Consider the following 18,330-nt stretch of genomic DNA (forward strand, 5'->3'; position numbering starts at 1 on the left):
GGATTTTAATTGATTAAAATTTCATCTGCCATCAGCCAGGCCTTTTCTCCTTCTCCATATGCTCCTTTCGGAATGATTCCTATATTTTCTCCTATGACCTTCACATACCTCACTTGCTGTGTTGGAAACTGCGCCCGCACTTTATTGATCCCATTAATATCGAATTTTTCCTGACTATAAATTTCTTTAAAAGTCAGGCCATCCATGGATACAAGGAAACGTATTCGTTTTGGTGCCCACATCCTTTGCCAATGGTAATTGAGGATATTGATCCCAATTTCGGAAACAGCTGTTGCTTTTCCTAAATCTACTACCGCGTCCAGATCCTTTTCACTAAAGCCCAACCATTGACTGTCATTGAAACGGTGATGCCCTTCAAAACCATTCAAGAGCAGATTTGCCGGAAAATTATATTTCCCGCTGCCCGGATTTGCAATTTTTATTTCCTTTTCCAGTCCAAGGTGATGCTGGAATTTCTGATTAAACACCCTGCCCTTAGGCTGGCCTCCAACAAATAACTGCGCATTTAGTTCCATAGATTGCGCTAATTCTGAAGAGATCGGTTGCTGGTAAAGTTTGCTCCCTACTCCCGGAAGCGTCCCATCTATCGTATACCTAATCTCTGCATTGGGCAAAGTACTTTTTAAAGACAGGGTCTTTCCATTTTTATCGCTCCATTCAGCGGTTATCTCCTCAAAATAAGGATAGTAATTGACCTTTTTCTTTTTAAGCAAGGCTTCCTGCTGACGTAATTTCTGTAGAAACCAGGGGTAATTTTTCCGGCCTCTTTGCGACCAGGCGATTTCTGATACCGCCAATGCACGCGGGAAAACCATGTATTCCAGGTGTTTCTCGTCACTCATGTATTCTGTCCAGACCCCTGCCTGAATCCCTTTAACAAATCCTGCTTCTTCCTCAGTCAGGGCATCAGGGATCGGTTCATACGCATACACCTTTGATAAAGGCGTATAATTACCCGCAGCCACCGGCTCGTTTTTATTTAAACTCTGGTAATAATCCAGGTAAAGCAGGTTTTCGGGAGTCATGATCACCTCGTAACCGGCTTTTGCCGCAGCAATACCGCTTTGTTCTCCGCGCCAGTTCATAATGGTGGTATTTTTAGAAACCCCACCTTCCAATACCTCATCCCAGCCAATGGCTTTTTTATTTTTACCGGCCAGGTAGCGTTCTATGCGCTTCATAAAATAACCCTGGAGCTCATGCTCATCTTTAAGGCCTTCGGTTTTAATGCGCTGCTGGCATTTCGGACAATGTTCCCATTTCAATTTCGGGCATTCATCGCCACCAATGTGGATATAAGCATAAGGAAAGAGACTGATTACCTCATCCAGCACATCTTCCATAAATTGGTAAACCTGTTCATTACCGGCACAAAAAACATCATCAAACACTCCCCAGAACTGTGCAGTCTGGTAAGGTCCGCCAGTACAGCCTAACTCGGGATAAGCAGTAAGCGCGGCCAATGCATGACCCGGCATTTCAATCTCCGGCAATACGTTTACATATTTAGAACCCGCATAGGCCACCACTTCTTTGATCTGCTCCTGCGTATAATATCCACCATATTTCTGGCCGTCAAAAGTGTGTGGCGTTTCTTTTTTATGGCCGATAATTGTTCCCGACCGCCAGGCAGCCACAGATTGCAACTTAGGATATTTTTTTATTTCTATCCGCCAGCCCTGATCTTCCGTCAGGTGCCAGTGAAAAACATTGAATTTATACAGCGAGAGGAGGTCGATAAACTTTTTCAGGAAATCAACCGTATAGAGATGTCTGCCCACATCGAGGTGCATACCTCTATAGTTAAAACGCGGATAATCCCTGATTATTCCCTGAGGCAGAGACAAAACATTATTTTCAGAGCGGGACAATAACTGGATCAGCGATTGTATGCCATAAAACACACCGGCAGGATCATGACCAATAATAAAAATCTGATCTTTCTGAATAGAAAGCTGGTAACCACTTTTCATTTTAACTTGTACAGAATCTACCGACAATATCAACTGTTGGGGACTGCGCTGTTTTTTTCCTGGTTTGTTGCTCTCTGCGAGTTTGTTGGTCGATGCCAGCGCATTTTCGGACAAGGGCTTTAAAGGGAGCAGGTAACCGGTATAAGAGCGAATGGCTTCGTTGATCAAGGCTGCATTAGCTGCCAAAGATTCCGGATACTCCATGGTCATTTCCGGGCGGATAATCATTTTCTGCCCGGTACTTTTAGCATACACCGGTTCTGGAATCACTTGAAACAGAGAATCCTGGGCATATATCGCCGTACCTGAAAAAAGTAATCCTAATACCAGGGTCATTTTAAAGCATGACTTTAAATAGCTACCCTGATCATTCCGTTTGTTTCCGAAAATCATACCTGTACATTTGGTTTGCATATTTTTTGCAACAAAACACGCGTTTCAAACATAACAATTAAATAATTAACTTTCTGCTCCTCAATTAATTTATTCACAAGAAGTTCTTCTGTTTGCAAATTAATGATGGAAACTCTATATTAGGCTAATTAATAGGCACAAAAATGAGACGACTACTGTTACAATTGCCAATGCTTTTATTGGCTTTCTTCGCTACTGCGCAAGTTCAAAAAGACGCCGTAAATGCAAAAAACATTGCAATTAATTGGCAGATAATAGAAAACAGCCATGCTGGTGCAGGTCAGTTCCTATCGGTACTGAACGTTCAAAATAACGGTCCGGTTCCTTTAGCGAACAAAAACTGGAAGTTATATTTCAATTTTGCAAGAAGGATTATCGCGAAAACAGTAAGCGGAGAAGTAGAGCTCGTTCATGTGAATGGTGATTTATATTATTTCCGCCCAACTACTAAATTCGTTCCTATTAGTAACGGGGCTTCCGTAAATATTGAATTTGCTTCCAGCGACTGGGCGGTAAATTTCACGGATGCTCCTGAAGGTTTTTACCTGGTCTACGATAATGATCCGAAAAAACCAATCCCTATCACCAATGTAAAGGCTATTCCTTCTACCAGTCCGGCACAATTTGCCAGAAATAAACAGGATCGTGTTCCTGCCATCACGCCTCAACTCATCTATGAAGAGAATAAAAGCATCGCTAATCTTCCGGAAAAGGAACTTCAAAAAGTCTTCCCTACTCCGGTTGCTTATGAGAAAAAATCCGGTACTTTTATTCTTGATGGAACCGTAAAAATATCATCAGATCCTTTATTCAGCAAAGAAAACAGCTTTTTAAAAGAGAAACTAGGTCTATTATTGAGTCCGAAGAAAGCAGTAAATGCTAAACTTCCTGCCGGAAAATTGATCCTGTTAAAGCTGGATAAATCCTTGGCAAAAGAAGGTTATGCGATGAAAATCGACCAAAACAACCTGACCATCAGTGCTGCTGATCCTACTGGTATATTTTATGGGATTCAGTCCTTATTCAGTATGTTTCCTCCTCAAAAAAGAGGCGTAAAAGTTGCCAATATCCAGGTACAGAACGCGCTGATCGAGGATCATCCCCGTTTCTCTTTCAGAGGATTGATGATTGATGTAGCGAGAAACTTCCAGACAAAAGAAGAAATCATCAAATTGCTGGACTTAATGGGCATGTATAAACTCAATGTTTTACACTTCCATTTAAATGATGATGAGGGTTGGAGACTCGAAATTAAAGGTTTACCTGAGCTTACTGAACTGGGTTCAAAAAGAGCACATCCGGTAGATAGTAATGCCAATCATTTGATTCCTTCCTTTGGCTCTGGCCCCTTTCTGAACAATCCACATGGCACTGGTCATTATAGTACTGCTGATTTTATCGCGATTCTAAAACACGCCAATTCACGTCACATCAGAGTGATCACAGAAATTGAAGCCCCTGGACACGCCAGGGCAGCCATCCGTTCGATGGAAGCACGTTACCACAGACTCATGAAAGCCGGTGACCCAAAAGCCGCTACCGAATATCTTTTACAAGACCTGAACGACCGCTCTACTTACCGTTCGGTGCAAAACTGGAAGGACAATGTGATTGATCCGGCACTTCCTTCTGCCTATAATTTCATGGAAAAAGTAAGTGATGAGATCATCGCCATGTATAAAGCGGCAGATGCCCCATTACAAACCATACATTTTGGTGGCGATGAGGTTCCTGATGGTGCATGGGAAGCCTCTCCAACAAGCTTAGCTTTTGTAAAAGCGCATCCCGAACTGAAAGATGTGAATGGTTTATGGGCGTATTTCTACACCCGGTTATACGAGATGTTAAAACAAAGGAATTTGTATTTATCCGGCTGGGAAGAAGTAGGTATGCAGCCTGTAGTGACCGCCGGAAAGAAATCTTATGTCGTAAACCCTGGTCTTGCCGATAAAAACATCCACCTCAATGTATGGAATAACATCATCGGATGGGGTGCAGAAGATCTGGCTTACCGCCTGGCTAATGTTGGCTATAAGGTGATTTTGGGTGGTGTTAGTAATTTCTATTTCGACATGGCCTACCAAAAGTCTTTCGATGAACCTGGTTATTATTGGGGAGAATATGCTGATATCGACAAAGCTTTCAACTTTATCCCTTTCAATTCTTTCCTGAATTCCAATAAAGACAAATTCGGAAACACCTTAAAAGAAGGATTTTACGATTCCAAAGAACGCTTAACGGCTAAAGGAAAGGCAAATATCGTTGGTTTACAAGGCCTGTTATGGAGCGAAACCATCAAAGGTCCTAAAGATCTGGAATATATGATTATGCCTAAACTGCTGGGATTGGCCGAAAGAGCCTGGGCTACTGACCCTGATTGGGCAAATGAGCCGGATTCTATCAAAAGAAAACAGTTGTATAACCGTGCCTGGTCTCAGTTTGTCAATGTGGTTGGTAAAAAAGAACTGCCTAGAATTGATGCCGCATTTGAGGATTTGAACTACAGACTCCCTACTCCTGGTGCTGTGGTTAAAGATGGCCTGGTACACCTGAATATACAGTTTCCGGGACTAACGATTCGCTATACCACAGATCAGACGGAACCTACAAAAGACAGTCCCGTTTATACCAAACCTATTCCGGCTAAAGGATTGATCAGGTTCCGCACATTCGACAGCAAAGGAAGGGGCGGAAAATCCGGTTCTATCCAGCCTAACGAGAACTGGACAGCAAGCCCGAAGCAATTGCCATAGGCATAAAATTATTTGTTTTTTATAATTAAGACGTATTATTGTAATTATACCATCAGTAATGACTACCGACCAACAAGCAGCCCCACTAACAAAAGCACAGCGCAAGCAGCTCATTGTTAAAGAAATTAACATCCATACCCGCGCCACATTTGAACACCTGGCATTGATCGTCAATGTCTCCGAAGATACCATCAGAAGAGACATTAATGAGCTGGAAAAAGAAAATTTGGTGATCAAGGTAAAAGGTGGGGCGATGGCCAGTGCTTATCACCATACTTCTGAGCAAAAAGCCTATTCGCAGGACGATAAGATCACCATTGCACAGAAGCTCTTGCCTTTATTGAAAAAAGACATGTTGCTGTTGCTGGGTGGCGGCACCACGATCAGAGAATTTATTAAACTGATTCCGGGAAACCTGAGGATCACGATTGTAACTGCGAGTGTTTTATCTGCGGTAGAATTGCTGGACAAACCGAATGTAAGGACGATTATGCTTGGCGGACAAATTTCTACGTATAGCCAGATGTGCTTTAGCGGGGATGTATTCAATCAGCTCTCACACCTTAAAACCGACCTTTGCATCCTGGGCACCAACGCATTGGATATTGAAGGTGGTTTTTCAGATTCTGACTGGGATACAGTACAGGTAAAGAAAGCCATGCTGGCTTCTTCTGATAAGGTGGCCATCGTGTCTATCTCCGAGAAACTGAATTCTACGATGAAGATCAAAATTGCCAACTTATCAGAAGTGGATTATATTGTAACGGAGCTTCCACCGAATGCCCCATTACTTGACCCTTATAAAAGGACTAATCCGAACCTGACTTTTCTATAGTTAAATAGAGATCTTTTTATCCCTGGCTTTAATTCTCCAGCTTTTTTCGATCTGATGATGATCATTGACCACCTGTGCTTCTTCATATAGCGCACAGGAAGGACATACATGGTAAGGGAGGCCGTAAATCCGGTCCCCGACCTTATAATCGGTTGGTCCGATATGTTTCAAAGTGAGGTGTTCCTCAGAATGCCCGATTGGCGTCAGGTCATCATTCCATGGAAAAACCACCCGCTTCTCTATCGGATTTTCCGAGGAAACTGATTTATAGCCCAGGTCTACACATAAAATTCCAGGTGCAGGTAGAGAAATTACGCTGCATACCAATACCGCAGCAGGTTTAAAGTTCAGTTCAGGGATTAACCTGTTATAGTTCTCATCCCAAAAAACGAAGGTTCCGGGGCTGCATTCTACGCTTTCTATTCCCGAATAAAAAGAAAAGGTATTGGAACCACCAGCCACGATCTTTAGATCAGCAAAGCCGCTTTTGATCAGTTCATCCGCATCGGCAAGCACTTTATCCATCGCTGGTTTTGCCCGCGCGGCACGAACAGCCGGATCAGGGTCATGGATATGGCCATCATAAATGTGTAAGCCCATAAACTTTAAGCCGCTGATTTCTTTTAAGGCCATCACAAAAGCAACCACATTTTCTGCTACCGGAAAACCAGTTCTGTTCATCCCGGTATTGAGGTCCAGGTAAACGCGTATTTCCTTATTTTCTACAGACCCTGCCTCTTTTGCTACCGCAGCAATTTCTTTTGCGGTCTCCAGGTTGTCTACCAGACAGGAAAATGTACAGTCCGGAAAAGTATTAATCAGGTTCATCATTCTATGGATTTTAAATCCAACCGGCTGATAAGCGATCATGATATCTGTCATCCCATTTAAAGCGGCCAGTTCTGCTTCGGCAATGGTGGCACACTTGATTTTATGAATGCCATAGCCGGAGAAAATCTGTAACATCTCCCCCATTTTGTGCGTCTTGATGTGCGGTCGGAATCTGGATAAATCTCCGGAGACCAAGGCAAGTGCCATTTCAATATTATATTTAACACGGTCTTCATACACCACAAATAAGGGGGTGTCGTATTGATCCAGATTAGAGATTTCCTGCCAGTTTTCCATATTTTAAGGTTTGATAGCTATTCTACCTATTGATTTTTGTGGAGATTCCACTCTTTATAAACGCTTCAATTTCTTCTTTATTGATCAGCGCCCAATCTCCATGAATACTTTGTTTCATGACGCCACATGCTGTTGCCCATTCGATCATTTTTTCCGGACTAAAACCGGAAGAAAGCCCATAAAGCAATCCGGCAGTAAAGGCATCACCCGTACCAATCTGATCAGTTACGAATGGCAGGGCATGAATGGTAGAATAATAAAATTCCCCTTCATGGGCTACACCGGCAAAATAAACATGGTTTAATCCCTCTACCACTCTAAAGCTCATGGCAAACGTGTTGAGCAAGGGCATTTTTTCTTTGATAAGTGAAAAGCAATGCTCAAAGCGGGCGCGGTAAGTCAGGCCTTCTTTCGTATCGATGCCAAAATAAATGGCCACACTGTCGAGATCTGCGACTGCTACTTTACAATAGCGGAGTAAATCCGGCATCACTTCTTTTGGTTCCAGTCCATAATTCCAAAGCTTCCTGCGGTAATTGAAATCTGCAGAAATGGTGATTCCTTTTTTATACGCGAGTTCGATGGCCTCATTACAAACCTCCGCAGCGCTACCAGATAATGCTGCCGCGATGCCCGACCAATGAAATAAAGTAGTCTCTGCGAATTGTTTTTCCCAATCGATCATACCTGTTTTCAATTGGGCGTAAGCAGAACCGGAACGGTCATAAATGACTTGCGTTGGGCGCAGATGATTGCCATTTTCTACATAATAAGTACCCAATCGTTCTCCTCCTTTAGCTACTCCGCTGGTATTTACGCCATACTTGCGCAATTCTCCAAGCGCCATTTCTGCCAGGTCATGATCAGGAACCCTGCTCACCATCCTACTGTCCAGGCCTAACCTGGCCAATAACACGGCAACATTTGCTTCTGCACCGGCAACATGGATGTTTAAAGCGTTAGATTGTACAAAGCGCAAACCCATTTGCGTATTGAAACGCAGTAAAAGTTCGCCAAAACAGGTAATACGTGGAGTCGCATTCATGAGTACTAAATTAGCTTAAACCAATTCAAATAAAGCTTCTATTTCTACAGGAATATGATCAGGAAGAGAACCCATCCCTACTGCACTTCTTACACCGATTCCATTTTCAGCACCCCATACCGATTCAAACAGTTCGCTACAGCCATTGATCACGTAAGGATGACTTCCGAAATCCGGAGTACAGCCTACCATTCCCAATACTTTAATGACACGTTTGATGGAGTTTAGACTTCCAAGATTGGTTACAATGGTAGAAAGCATGGTTAAGCCAACCTGACGGGCAGCTAGTTTTCCCTGATCTTTATCCATATCGTCGCCAACACGTCCGATAATTAAAGAACCATCATTCTGGACAGGACCATGACCAGAGAGGTACAAATATTTACCATCAATCAGGTAAGGTTTATAGATTCCCAAAGGTTTTGGGGCAGGTGGTAAGGTTAAGCCTAACTTTATAAAGCGGTCTTGAGCAGATGTTGTCATGAGAAATTGATTAATATACTAATTTACCAAATATATCAATCCCGGAGTAATTTGCATAAATTTTGCACAAATAAGCGGTTTAAATTTCAGGCTTCTAAGAAATTAAGCTACACAATAAACCCTACATAGATATGATGCAAAATATTTGCATCATATCTATGTAGGGTATGAATATATTTCTATTTTAAAACCAGCTGGTTTGATGAAAATTAAAGTGGAATAGAGAACAGTGGAATTTCCAGTCCGGAAGCCATTACCCTCGTTTTACTACGGTGTACCAATGAGGCCCAGAAACCATATTTATTAGGGATCATGATCAGAAGGTCCGCATCAAATGCCTTAATTTCTTTTGCAATCTCCTTAATTACGGCATTAGACTTCACGTTTTTATAGTAATAACTCACTCCCGCCAAGCCATTTCCAATGGCATCTTTTTCTGTTAAGTTACGTTCTCCGGATTGTAACTCTTGAATCGCAGTATTCACATGGAATACTTCTACCTCTGCATTCAGGCTGATGGCTAATTCCTGAATTCGTTTCAGAATTTGCGCGGGTACACCACGAAGCACATCACAGGCAAATAAGATTTTTTTCAATCCTTCAAATTTTGCTCCGATCGGAACGGCGATCACCGGAAACTTCAATTGCTTAATTGCGGCAGTTGTGGTATTTCCAATCAGGTCTTGTTCCAGGGTTTTAGAGCCCATTCCAAGAATGAGCAGGTCAGCCTCATACTTTTTAATCACATCACTCAACTCATCCCTAACAAAAGAAAACCGGGTTTCAAAACCAACTTCTATCCCGTAGTTTTTGGCGATATCAAATGCGCGCTCCTGCAAATGGCTATTGTTATCGTCAATTAACTTCTGAACACTGGAAGCTGCTAAAATCGTATTTGAAGCATGGTGAGGAAGGGCATAAGAATTGAATAAAATCAGCCTGGCCTTGCTGTGTTTTGCGGCAGCTGCAGCATAAGCTACTGCATTCTCTGCGACATCGGAAAAATCTGTTGCGACAATGATTGTAATCATAAGATATTAATATATAGGTTATCCGTAAATTAACTAATAGTTTCATTGATCAGCATAGGAACAATGGTTTTAGAACCTAATTTGACATTAAACAAACTATAAACTTAATTCCGCATGACAATCCGGATGTTTTGGACAAAACACCGATATTTGACCTGTTTTAAAGCATCAGCGTTTTATTCCCTGAGTACCATGACACAAATTTTAGACTTAAATACCTGGTCAAGAAAAGACCATTTTCATTTCTTCAGCCAGTTTGAAGAGCCCTTTTTTGGCGTAACCGTCAAAGTTGACTGTACTATTGCCTATGCCACAGCAAAAGCAAAAGGCATTTCTTTTTTCCTACATTACCTGCATAAATCATTACTTGCCGCAAATCAGATTCCTTGCTTCCGTTACCGTATTGTGGAAGATCAGGTTTGGATCTTTGATCAGGTCAATGCCTCGCCAACAGTTGGCAGAGCGGACGGATCTTTCGGCTTCTCTTATATGGATTACCGCGAAGATTTTTCTGAGTTCCAGGTGATCGCGGAAAAAGAAATAGAAACCGTAAAAAACAGCACCTCACTATTCCCTGCCGGCTCGGGAGAATGCGTGATCCATTATTCGGCCCTGCCATGGCTAGATTTTACATCCATGTCGCATGCCAGAAGCTTTACCCTGGCAGATAGTAATCCGAAGATCTCCTTTGGTAAAATGATGGAATCTGAAGGAAAAAAGACCATGTCAGTATCGATCCATGTTCACCATGGTTTAATGGATGGTTTTCATGTTGGTCAGTTTGTGGAACGCTTCCAGAAACTGCTAAACGAAGCATAAAAAGATGGAAGAATTCTGGAAATATATCAACAGCTATACGCCGATTTCAACTGCTGCAAAGGAGGCCTGGCAGCAATTGCTGAGTACGCAGAAACTAGCCAGACAGGAATATTTGTTGATGGAAGGCAGTATCCCTAAAAGGGTTTCTTTCGTACAAAAAGGACTGTTATCTTATTTCTATACCGATAAAGAAGGCGCTACCGTCATCAAGAAATTCTTCCCTGAACAAACGCTGGTGGCCTCCACCAGTGCCATGCTCTTAAAGGAACCTGGTAAATTTACTATCCAGGCCTTAGAGCCTACCGAAATCATCAGCTACCCTTTTGAAGGTTTTCGTCTGCTAACCATAGCGTTTCCGGACATCGCCAGGTTTTATATCCATTACCTGGAACAACATTGGGTAATTGAAAAAGAAATCGGAGAAATCAGCCTGAAACATGAAACTGCCGGATTACGGTATGCAGAATTTAAACAAAGTCATCCGCTCTTATTACAGCGACTAAAACTGCACCATATCGCCTCCTATCTTGGCATTACCCCAACACAACTTAGCAGGATCAGAGCAGAATTGTAAAAGTCTCAACCTATGTTGACATTTCCTGGTTAAAAAAGCCCTTCCTTTGCAGCAATTAGTAGAGGGATCTGATGAAAAACAACTTAATTAAAGGAAGTATTTTAGTGGGGCTGGGTTCAGCGAGTTATGGAATGTTGGCAACATTTGTCAAAATGTCTTATAAGGAAGGTTTTACCACAGCAGAAGTGACCATCTCGCAGTTTACCATAGGCGTGATTGGTTTATTACTCATCAGTATGTTCAGCAAGCTGTTTAGTAAGGAGCAAGCCACAAACGCAGCCGCCTCTGCGTCCAGCGTAGCAGCCACAGCAGGAAGCAAGCCAACATCCAACTGGAAAAGTCTCTTGAAATTAATGTTTGCCGGCACGGCCATGGGGCTAACCAGCATGTTCTATTACTTATCTGTTCAGTATATCCCCGTTAGTGTGGGCATTGTTTTATTGATGCAAACGGTATGGATGGGGGTGATTCTGGAAATGTTCCTACATAAAAAGCGACCTGGAAACCGAAAGATTATTTCCGTCCTGATCATCATCGGCGGAACGATACTGGCAACCAACCTATTACAATCTTCGGTTACTTTAGACTGGCGTGGTGTAGGTTTCGGCATGCTGGCGGCATTAGCTTACACCATTACCGTTTACGCGTCTAATGGGATTGCGCTTCATTTGCCGGTGATTAGAAGAAGTCTGTATCTGGTCATTGGTGGCCTGATCATCATTATGCTGATTTTCCATGCTTCCCTGAACATGGATTTCTCCTTTGACATCTTTTGGCGATGGGGAATCGTTCTTGCACTTTTCGGAACCATCCTTCCACCCTTACTTTTTACCATGGGGATGCCCCTTACCGGAGTCGGACTGGGCACTATTATCGCAGCCGTGGAAATACCGGTTTCGGTACTAATGGCGCATTTTATCTTAAAAGAACCGGTTAATCTAATGCAGTTCGGGGGCATAGTCCTGATCCTTTTTGCAGTCGTATTAATGAATATAGAAAAACCAAAGCGGGCCGCTTAAAGCCCGCTTTTAATACTTATTTATCTTTTTTTATCGCATCAAGGCGCGTTTTCTGCTCCTTAATTCTAGTTTCAAGTCTTGCTTGTTTCTCCGCATCTTCTGTTTGCTGTTCTGCAGGAGATGTGTTGATCCACTCTTCGTACTGTTTCTCCTGATGTTCGTTATGGGTTTTTAATTTATCTTCCAAAGCGGCACGTTTGGCTTTCAAATTCGCCAGCGTCTTTTCCCAATCGGCTTTTTCAGCTTCCGTTACTTCTTTCAGTTTAGCTTCTGCGGCCTCTATATCTGCTTTCAGTTTATCCAGTTCAGTTCTTGCCGGAACAAAAACTTTCTCGTCCAGATTATAACGTTTCAGCTCTACACTCAATGGACCTAATAAAGCATCCACAGGTGTTTCCCAATTTTCCCAAACGTGGGCAATCAAAACAGACTTACCATCAGGAATATTCGCAGAAATCTGATCCAGGTAATCTGATACGCCCTCAGCTTTCAGGGTTTCTCCTGCAGAGCCGGCAATCATTCCACCAGCCAGGCCAACGATAAATCCAAGCGGACCAGCCAATAACCCTATTAAACCACCAATCACGCCACCAGTAAGGGCTCCATTTCCTGTCGACTCATTCTTTGCCGAACGGATATTTACTTTTCCATCTTCATCACGTGTTAATATATAGGTTTCACCAACTGAAATATCGTTGGTCAGGTTTAATTCCTGCAACGCCTTTAAACCTTTAAATGCCTCTACTTCTGTATTGAATAGGGCTTGAATCATTTTTTCCATGGAAATGTATTTTGTTCTTAATTACGTGATATAACTACAAATCAGCAGATATTTTGTTTTGATACAAGACTGTCTTCCTCCGATTTTGCGTGTTCTACTGAATTTTGCCGGGGACCCGAAATAAACCAAATTATTTTTCACTTGTTTATCTATAAAGATTTGACACTAAAAAATACCGTTATGAAAAATCGCGAAGAGAAAACCAGGGAGAAAGAAATGGCCGAATCCGATCGAAAAGCAAAAGGAGCAGCGCCTGAGAACCAGACCTCCGCAAAAGACGCGAAAAAGGTTCTTATAAAAAAAACAAAGACTAAGGTAAGGAAGGAGAAATAATGAAATAAACAGGAGTATATTTATTTTTAAAAATTGTAATTATTTTTATAGCAGAGTTTTATAAATTAACTGAAAACCATATATTTATAAGATAACACTTAAAAACCTGCTCAAAAATGGACTTAGACCCTGTAGACAATCTGGTAAATTATAAGATGGGATTCATCTATTGGAACCCACAAGACTCCCGGTTAATTGTACCTAAACGTGAAAGATCGATGGGCTACACGCTGAACTTTGCGCATAAAATGAATATACTCATTTTACTGGCCATAAGTATCCTGTTTGTCTATACCCTTCTTTATCTCCCATAATCTAATCAGAGGGAGCTAAAGAAGGGGCCAGATTTAGCAGGAGATTAAGCCTTTACTTCCTCAAAGAAGTAAACGATGAGCATGATCGCTTTATCCTTCCCGATATTTGTTGGGGTATGGGCTAAGCGGCCGTCAAAAAGTAAAGAATCGCCTGCTGACAATTCAATATCCTGATCTTCAAAATGGTATTTCACACTTCCTGCCAGGATGTATTTGTATTCAAAAGCCTCGGTCCTCACCATAGGCCTCGAAGCATTTGGTTCCAGCTCCAGCAATACAATATCTACCGTAGAATTTTTGATAGATTTAGTGAGGATCCGCTGGTATAAAAATCCCAGCGCCTGCTCCTTTTCAAATGATTCATATTCAGACTTTCTTTTGACTATTACCGGTGCTTTATTCGCTCTATCGGAAATATCTTTAAAAAACTGGTTTAAATCCACATCAAGTGATTTGATGATGTCAATCAAAACCATCAGGGAAGGCACAGTCCGGTTATTTTCAATCTGAGAAATCAAGCCCTTGCTTACTCCTGCACGATCTGCTAACTCCTGAATGGTGATGCCTCTTTCTTTTCTGATTTCTTTTATCCGGTAACTGATTTTCAGGATTACATCCTCTTCCATAGTACTTAATTATTGTCCAAAAATATCAAATTCTACCCGCAGCAACAGTATCTTATCGTTTTAATTTACCAGATCAAGGTCTTTATGCTTTTGTTTCGTAAGATAATACACCGGAATTCCAGCCAGCATAATGACTACACCCCAACCGCAGGTACTCATTTTGGTGATCAGTAAAGACACACAAAAAACGGTCGCGAAGATGATGTACAACATTGGTAATACGGGATAACCGAAAGCACGGTATGGACGTTCGGCATTGGGCATCTTTCTTCTCAGGATGAAAATACCCAGAATCGTCAGGATATAAAAGATCATCACGATGATCATGACAAAATCAAGGAGTGCGCCATATTTACCGGTCAGGCATAAGGCTGAAGCCCAAAAACACTGAATCCATAAGGCCCAGGCAGGCACGCCCGCCTTATTTAAGCCGGCGGCTTTCTTAAAGAAAAGACCATCCTTAGCCATCGTATAATACACCCTCGCTCCTGCCATAATCAGCCCGTTATTACAGGCAAACGTAGAAATCATGATCATCAAAGCGATGATGATGGTTCCGGCATTTCCAAAAATATGCTGGGCAGCAACTACGGCTACACGATCAGATTTGGCGGTGGCAATATCATTCATAGGAATCACGGCCACATACATCAAATTGGCCAATACATAAATCACACTAACAATGAAAGTCCCCAGAAACAAGCTAAGTCCGACATTGCGTTTCGGGTTTTTGATCTCCCCTGCAATAAAAGTAACGCCATTCCAGGCATCACTGGAAAACAAAGAACCGACTAAAGAAGCAGAAATAGCGGCAAAAAGCACAGAACCACCAATAGTTACCCAGGAACCGGTTTCTACGTTCATAGACCTCAGGCTCCAGGCATCAGCCCAGTTGGCATTCCATATTTCTGTTTTTGCCCCCAGGGTAAAACCAAAAACAATTAAGCCAGCTAATGATAATATTTTAATGATGGTTAGGAAAGTCTGCAAGGTTTTGCTGTCTTTTACCCCACGACTGTTGAGATAAGTCAGGAAAACAATGGTCACAATAGAGACGAGCTGTGCGGCATTCAACGCAAAATACTCCGGTGTTCCGTTAGCAGCCGTTCCCGTTTGTAATTGCCAGAGAATATTAGTATCACTTAAAGGTTCATATAAATAGGCGGAAAACTTAGAAAAAGCCACACCTACCGCGGCAATCGTTCCGGTCTGTATCACCGCAAAAAAGCTCCAGCCATAGAGAAAAGCAATGAGTTTATTGTAAGCTTCTTTCAGGTACACATATTGCCCACCTGCTTTCGGAAACATGGCACTCAGCTCCCCGTAACTCACGGCAGCGATTACCGTAACCAGTCCGGTTAGTACCCAGATCAGGATCAGCCATCCCGCAGAGCCTACTTGTCTGGCAATATCCGCACTGACAATAAAAATACCGGAGCCGATCATTGATCCTACGACCAGCATGGTACCATCTAATAATCCAAGTTCTCTTTTGAAAGAGCCATCTTGACTTTCTTTTTCCATTTTTTTGTTCTTAACCCCTTCGAAGAGTCCTTAGGGTTTGGTTGTTGGTTTTCAAAATTCAGGCATACAATTAATTGTGGTTCAATTTGATGCTTTCATTTTGTTTGGTTAGTTTGTGCTAATATATTTAAAAAAATTAAAAAGCGGTGAGGTGTAAAGCCTTTCGAAACATTAAATTATTTTTCATAAAAAAACCTTAATAATCAGTTCATTAAAAATTTGCTTTTTAAAGGAACACTGTTAATTTTACGTAGCTCTATCTGATCTGTGAACGCGCAACTCCATCCTAGGGAGTAATCTATACCCAGTAAATCAACTAAATAACCAAATAAACTTAAACTAAGTATGGAGTTCTTACAAAAAAATCTAATTTACTTTATTCCCTTGCTGGGTTTAATTGGCATCCTCGTAATGGCCATAAAAAGTGCCTGGGTGAACAAACAAGATGCTGGTGATGCGAAAATGCAGGAACTTGCCGGCTATATAGCCGATGGCGCCATGGCCTTTCTGAAAGCCGAGTGGAAAGTACTCAGCATTTTCGTGGTCTTTACTGCCGCATTACTCGCCTGGTCCGGAAACATTCATGAGATCAATGGCGTTCCCTTACATTCCAGCTGGATCATTGCGGTTGCTTTCATTATTGGTGCTGTATTTTCTGCTACTGCAGGATATATCGGTATGAAAGCCGCCACTAAAGCCAATGTGAGGACTACACAAGCCGCCAGAACCAGTTTATCTATGGCCTTAAAGGTATCCTTTACCGGCGGAACAGTGATGGGATTAGGCGTTGCCGGATTGGCAATATTAGGTTTAGGAGGTTTATTTATCGTTTTTCTACAGGTATTTAATGTCGTTTCTGCCAACAGTACAGAAATGAAAACAGCGATTGAAGTACTGACCGGCTTTTCCTTAGGCGCAGAATCTATCGCTTTATTTGCCCGTGTTGGTGGTGGTATTTATACCAAAGCGGCCGATGTTGGTGCAGATTTAGTGGGTAAAGTAGAAGCGGGAATTCCGGAAGATGATGTCAGGAACCCGGCTACCATTGCCGATAATGTAGGTGATAATGTTGGTGACGTAGCGGGTATGGGTGCCGATTTATTCGGTTCTTATGTGGCCACCATCCTGGCAACTATGGTATTGGGACAGGAAATTGTAGTAGACAAACTAAATGGCCTGGCCCTGGATCAGCTGAATGGCTTTTCACCGGTTTTGTTGCCGATGGTCATCTGCGGCTTGGGGATCCTCTTCTCTATCGTAGGCACTTGGTTTGTACGTATTAAAGGCGAAGATTCTAATGTACAAACCGCCTTAAATCTGGGCAACTGGAGTTCTATCGTCCTTACGGCGATTGCCTGTTACTTCATCGTGATGTTTATGCTGCCTCCAAAATTGCACCTTCGTGGCGTAGATTTCACTAAAATGGATGTTTATTGTGCCATTCTGGTCGGTCTGGTGGTGGGTACACTCATGAGTATCATTACAGAATATTACACCGCAATGGGTAAAGGCCCTGTCAAATCAATTATTCAACAGTCCGGAACAGGACATGCTACTAATATTATTGCCGGATTATCGGTCGGGATGAAATCTACCGTAGCCCCTATCCTGGTACTGGCAGGCGGAATTATCTTCTCTTATGCTTTTGCCGGTTTATATGGTGTGGCTATTGCTGCTGCCGGTATGATGGCCACTACAGCCATGCAACTTGCCATTGATGCCTTTGGCCCGATTGCCGACAATGCCGGTGGAATTGCAGAGATGAGCCAGCTTCCTCCAAAGGTTCGTGAGCGTACAGACAACCTGGATGCCGTAGGAAACACCACTGCCGCCACGGGTAAGGGATTTGCTATTGCTTCGGCTGCACTAACCTCACTGGCCTTGTTTGCCGCTTTTGTGGGTGTTGCAGGCATTGATGCCATCGACATTTACAAAGCACCGGTACTGGCCGCCTTGTTTGTTGGGGCCATGATTCCATTTATCTTTTCTGCCTTATGTATTGCAGCGGTAGGAAAAGCAGCGATGGAAATGGTTCAGGAAGTGCGTCGTCAGTTCCGCGAAATCCCCGGGATTATGGAATACAAAGCCAAACCTGAGTATGAAAAATGCGTAGCCATTTCTACCAAAGCCTCTATTCGTGAAATGATGTTGCCGGGTGCAATTGCTTTATTGGTACCGATCATAGTAGGTTTCGGCTTTAAAGGGGTGTTTCCTTCAGTGAGTTCCGCAGAAATGTTGGGTGGTTTACTGGCAGGTGTTACCGTTTCCGGTGTACTGATGGGAATTTTCCAGAGTAATGCAGGTGGTGCCTGGGACAATGCTAAAAAGTCTTTCGAAAAAGGAGTAGAAATTAACGGGGAGATGTTCTATAAAAAATCTGAACCACATAAAGCCTCTGTTACCGGTGATACGGTAGGTGACCCCTTCAAAGATACCTCAGGACCTTCTATGAACATTTTAATTAAGCTAATGTCTATTGTATCGCTTGTTATTGCTCCTTATATTGCGATAAGTGGTATGCCAAAAATTAAAGCGCAACAGGAAGTCATCAAAGAAATCCGGGTGATGAAAACGATAGATGGGAACGGATTAGAGCAGATTGACACTTTAAAGAACCTGCTGGATACGATCCCGGTCAAACCATAATTTCACGATTG

At 42.4% G+C, this 18,330-nt stretch carries 16 protein-coding genes; 8 read left to right on the forward strand and 8 right to left on the reverse strand.

All coding sequences use genetic code 11. The annotated features are described in order from the left end of the window. Positions 1-5: 5 nt before the first annotated feature. A complete protein-coding gene (locus tag R2Q66_RS00285; protein ID WP_316745765.1) occupies positions 6-2,408 on the reverse strand; it encodes a family 20 glycosylhydrolase in 2,403 nt (800 codons plus the stop codon). Positions 2,409-2,551: 143 nt separating this feature from the next. Between R2Q66_RS00285 and R2Q66_RS00290 the strand changes: the two genes are divergently transcribed. Next, positions 2,552-5,161 (forward strand): family 20 glycosylhydrolase, encoded by a 2,610-nt coding sequence (locus tag R2Q66_RS00290; protein WP_316745767.1) that lies wholly within the window; start codon positions 2,552-2,554, stop codon positions 5,159-5,161. A 58-nt stretch (positions 5,162-5,219) separates the two neighbouring features. Next, positions 5,220-5,996, forward strand: coding sequence for a DeoR/GlpR family DNA-binding transcription regulator (locus R2Q66_RS00295; RefSeq protein WP_316745769.1), 777 nt, complete (start codon positions 5,220-5,222; stop codon positions 5,994-5,996). On the opposite strand, the gene R2Q66_RS00300 is transcribed toward R2Q66_RS00295, so the two are convergent. The 4 genes from R2Q66_RS00300 to R2Q66_RS00315 all read right to left on the reverse strand — a co-directional run bounded on the left by R2Q66_RS00300 (position 5,997) and on the right by R2Q66_RS00315 (position 9,683). Next, complete coding sequence (locus R2Q66_RS00300) at positions 5,997-7,124, reverse strand: D-TA family PLP-dependent enzyme (protein ID WP_316745770.1); 1,128 nt, start codon at positions 7,122-7,124, stop codon at positions 5,997-5,999. Positions 7,125-7,146: 22 nt separating this feature from the next. Beyond that, positions 7,147-8,169 (reverse strand): sugar kinase, encoded by a 1,023-nt coding sequence (locus R2Q66_RS00305; RefSeq protein ID WP_316745773.1) that lies wholly within the window; start codon positions 8,167-8,169, stop codon positions 7,147-7,149. A 15-nt stretch (positions 8,170-8,184) separates the two neighbouring features. Continuing rightward, positions 8,185-8,652, reverse strand: a complete 468-nt coding sequence (locus R2Q66_RS00310; protein ID WP_316745774.1) for a RidA family protein — start codon at positions 8,650-8,652, stop codon at positions 8,185-8,187. A gap of 209 nt (positions 8,653-8,861) precedes the next feature. Further along, positions 8,862-9,683, reverse strand: a complete 822-nt coding sequence (locus tag R2Q66_RS00315; protein ID WP_316745776.1) for a universal stress protein — start codon at positions 9,681-9,683, stop codon at positions 8,862-8,864. 192 nt (positions 9,684-9,875) lie between these two features. On the opposite strand from R2Q66_RS00315, the gene R2Q66_RS00320 reads away from it, so the two are divergent. The 3 genes from R2Q66_RS00320 (at position 9,876) to R2Q66_RS00330 (ending at position 12,095) form a co-directional block, all read left to right on the forward strand. Beyond that, entirely contained in the window at positions 9,876-10,502 is a 627-nt protein-coding gene (locus tag R2Q66_RS00320; RefSeq protein WP_316745778.1) for a chloramphenicol acetyltransferase, read from the forward strand. 4 nt (positions 10,503-10,506) lie between these two features. After that, the gene (locus R2Q66_RS00325) at positions 10,507-11,076 is read left to right on the forward strand and encodes a Crp/Fnr family transcriptional regulator (RefSeq protein ID WP_316745780.1); all 570 of its coding nucleotides are present in this window, start codon (positions 10,507-10,509) and stop codon (positions 11,074-11,076) included. Between the two features lie 71 nt (positions 11,077-11,147). Then, on the forward strand, positions 11,148-12,095 hold the full coding sequence (locus tag R2Q66_RS00330) for a DMT family transporter (protein ID WP_316745781.1): 948 nt from the start codon (positions 11,148-11,150) through the stop codon (positions 12,093-12,095). Positions 12,096-12,111: 16 nt separating this feature from the next. On the opposite strand, the gene R2Q66_RS00335 is transcribed toward R2Q66_RS00330, so the two are convergent. Beyond that, the gene (locus R2Q66_RS00335; RefSeq protein WP_316745782.1) at positions 12,112-12,876 is read right to left on the reverse strand and encodes a DUF1269 domain-containing protein; all 765 of its coding nucleotides are present in this window, start codon (positions 12,874-12,876) and stop codon (positions 12,112-12,114) included. 180 nt (positions 12,877-13,056) lie between these two features. Here R2Q66_RS00335 and R2Q66_RS00340 point away from each other — a divergent pair, with 180 nt between their 5' ends. Continuing rightward, positions 13,057-13,209: a hypothetical protein gene (locus tag R2Q66_RS00340; RefSeq protein WP_316745783.1), complete on the forward strand. Its 153-nt coding sequence runs from the start codon at positions 13,057-13,059 to the stop codon at positions 13,207-13,209. Between the two features lie 116 nt (positions 13,210-13,325). Beyond that, the gene (locus R2Q66_RS00345) at positions 13,326-13,523 is read left to right on the forward strand and encodes a DUF5808 domain-containing protein (RefSeq protein WP_316745785.1); all 198 of its coding nucleotides are present in this window, start codon (positions 13,326-13,328) and stop codon (positions 13,521-13,523) included. 44 nt (positions 13,524-13,567) lie between these two features. Here the strand turns inward: R2Q66_RS00345 and R2Q66_RS00350 are convergent, their stop codons facing one another. Together R2Q66_RS00350 and R2Q66_RS00355 are read right to left on the reverse strand one after the other, a co-directional pair. After that, complete coding sequence (locus R2Q66_RS00350; RefSeq protein ID WP_316745786.1) at positions 13,568-14,149, reverse strand: XRE family transcriptional regulator; 582 nt, start codon at positions 14,147-14,149, stop codon at positions 13,568-13,570. Positions 14,150-14,209: 60 nt separating this feature from the next. After that, a complete protein-coding gene (locus tag R2Q66_RS00355; protein WP_316745788.1) occupies positions 14,210-15,673 on the reverse strand; it encodes an APC family permease in 1,464 nt (487 codons plus the stop codon). Between the two features lie 345 nt (positions 15,674-16,018). Here R2Q66_RS00355 and R2Q66_RS00360 point away from each other — a divergent pair, with 345 nt between their 5' ends. After that, the gene (locus tag R2Q66_RS00360) at positions 16,019-18,319 is read left to right on the forward strand and encodes a sodium-translocating pyrophosphatase (protein ID WP_316745789.1); all 2,301 of its coding nucleotides are present in this window, start codon (positions 16,019-16,021) and stop codon (positions 18,317-18,319) included. The last annotated feature ends 11 nt before the right edge of the window (positions 18,320-18,330 follow it).

The organism is Pedobacter gandavensis (assembly GCF_032677645.1).
In the GTDB taxonomy this organism is placed as follows: domain Bacteria; phylum Bacteroidota; class Bacteroidia; order Sphingobacteriales; family Sphingobacteriaceae; genus Pedobacter; species Pedobacter gandavensis_A.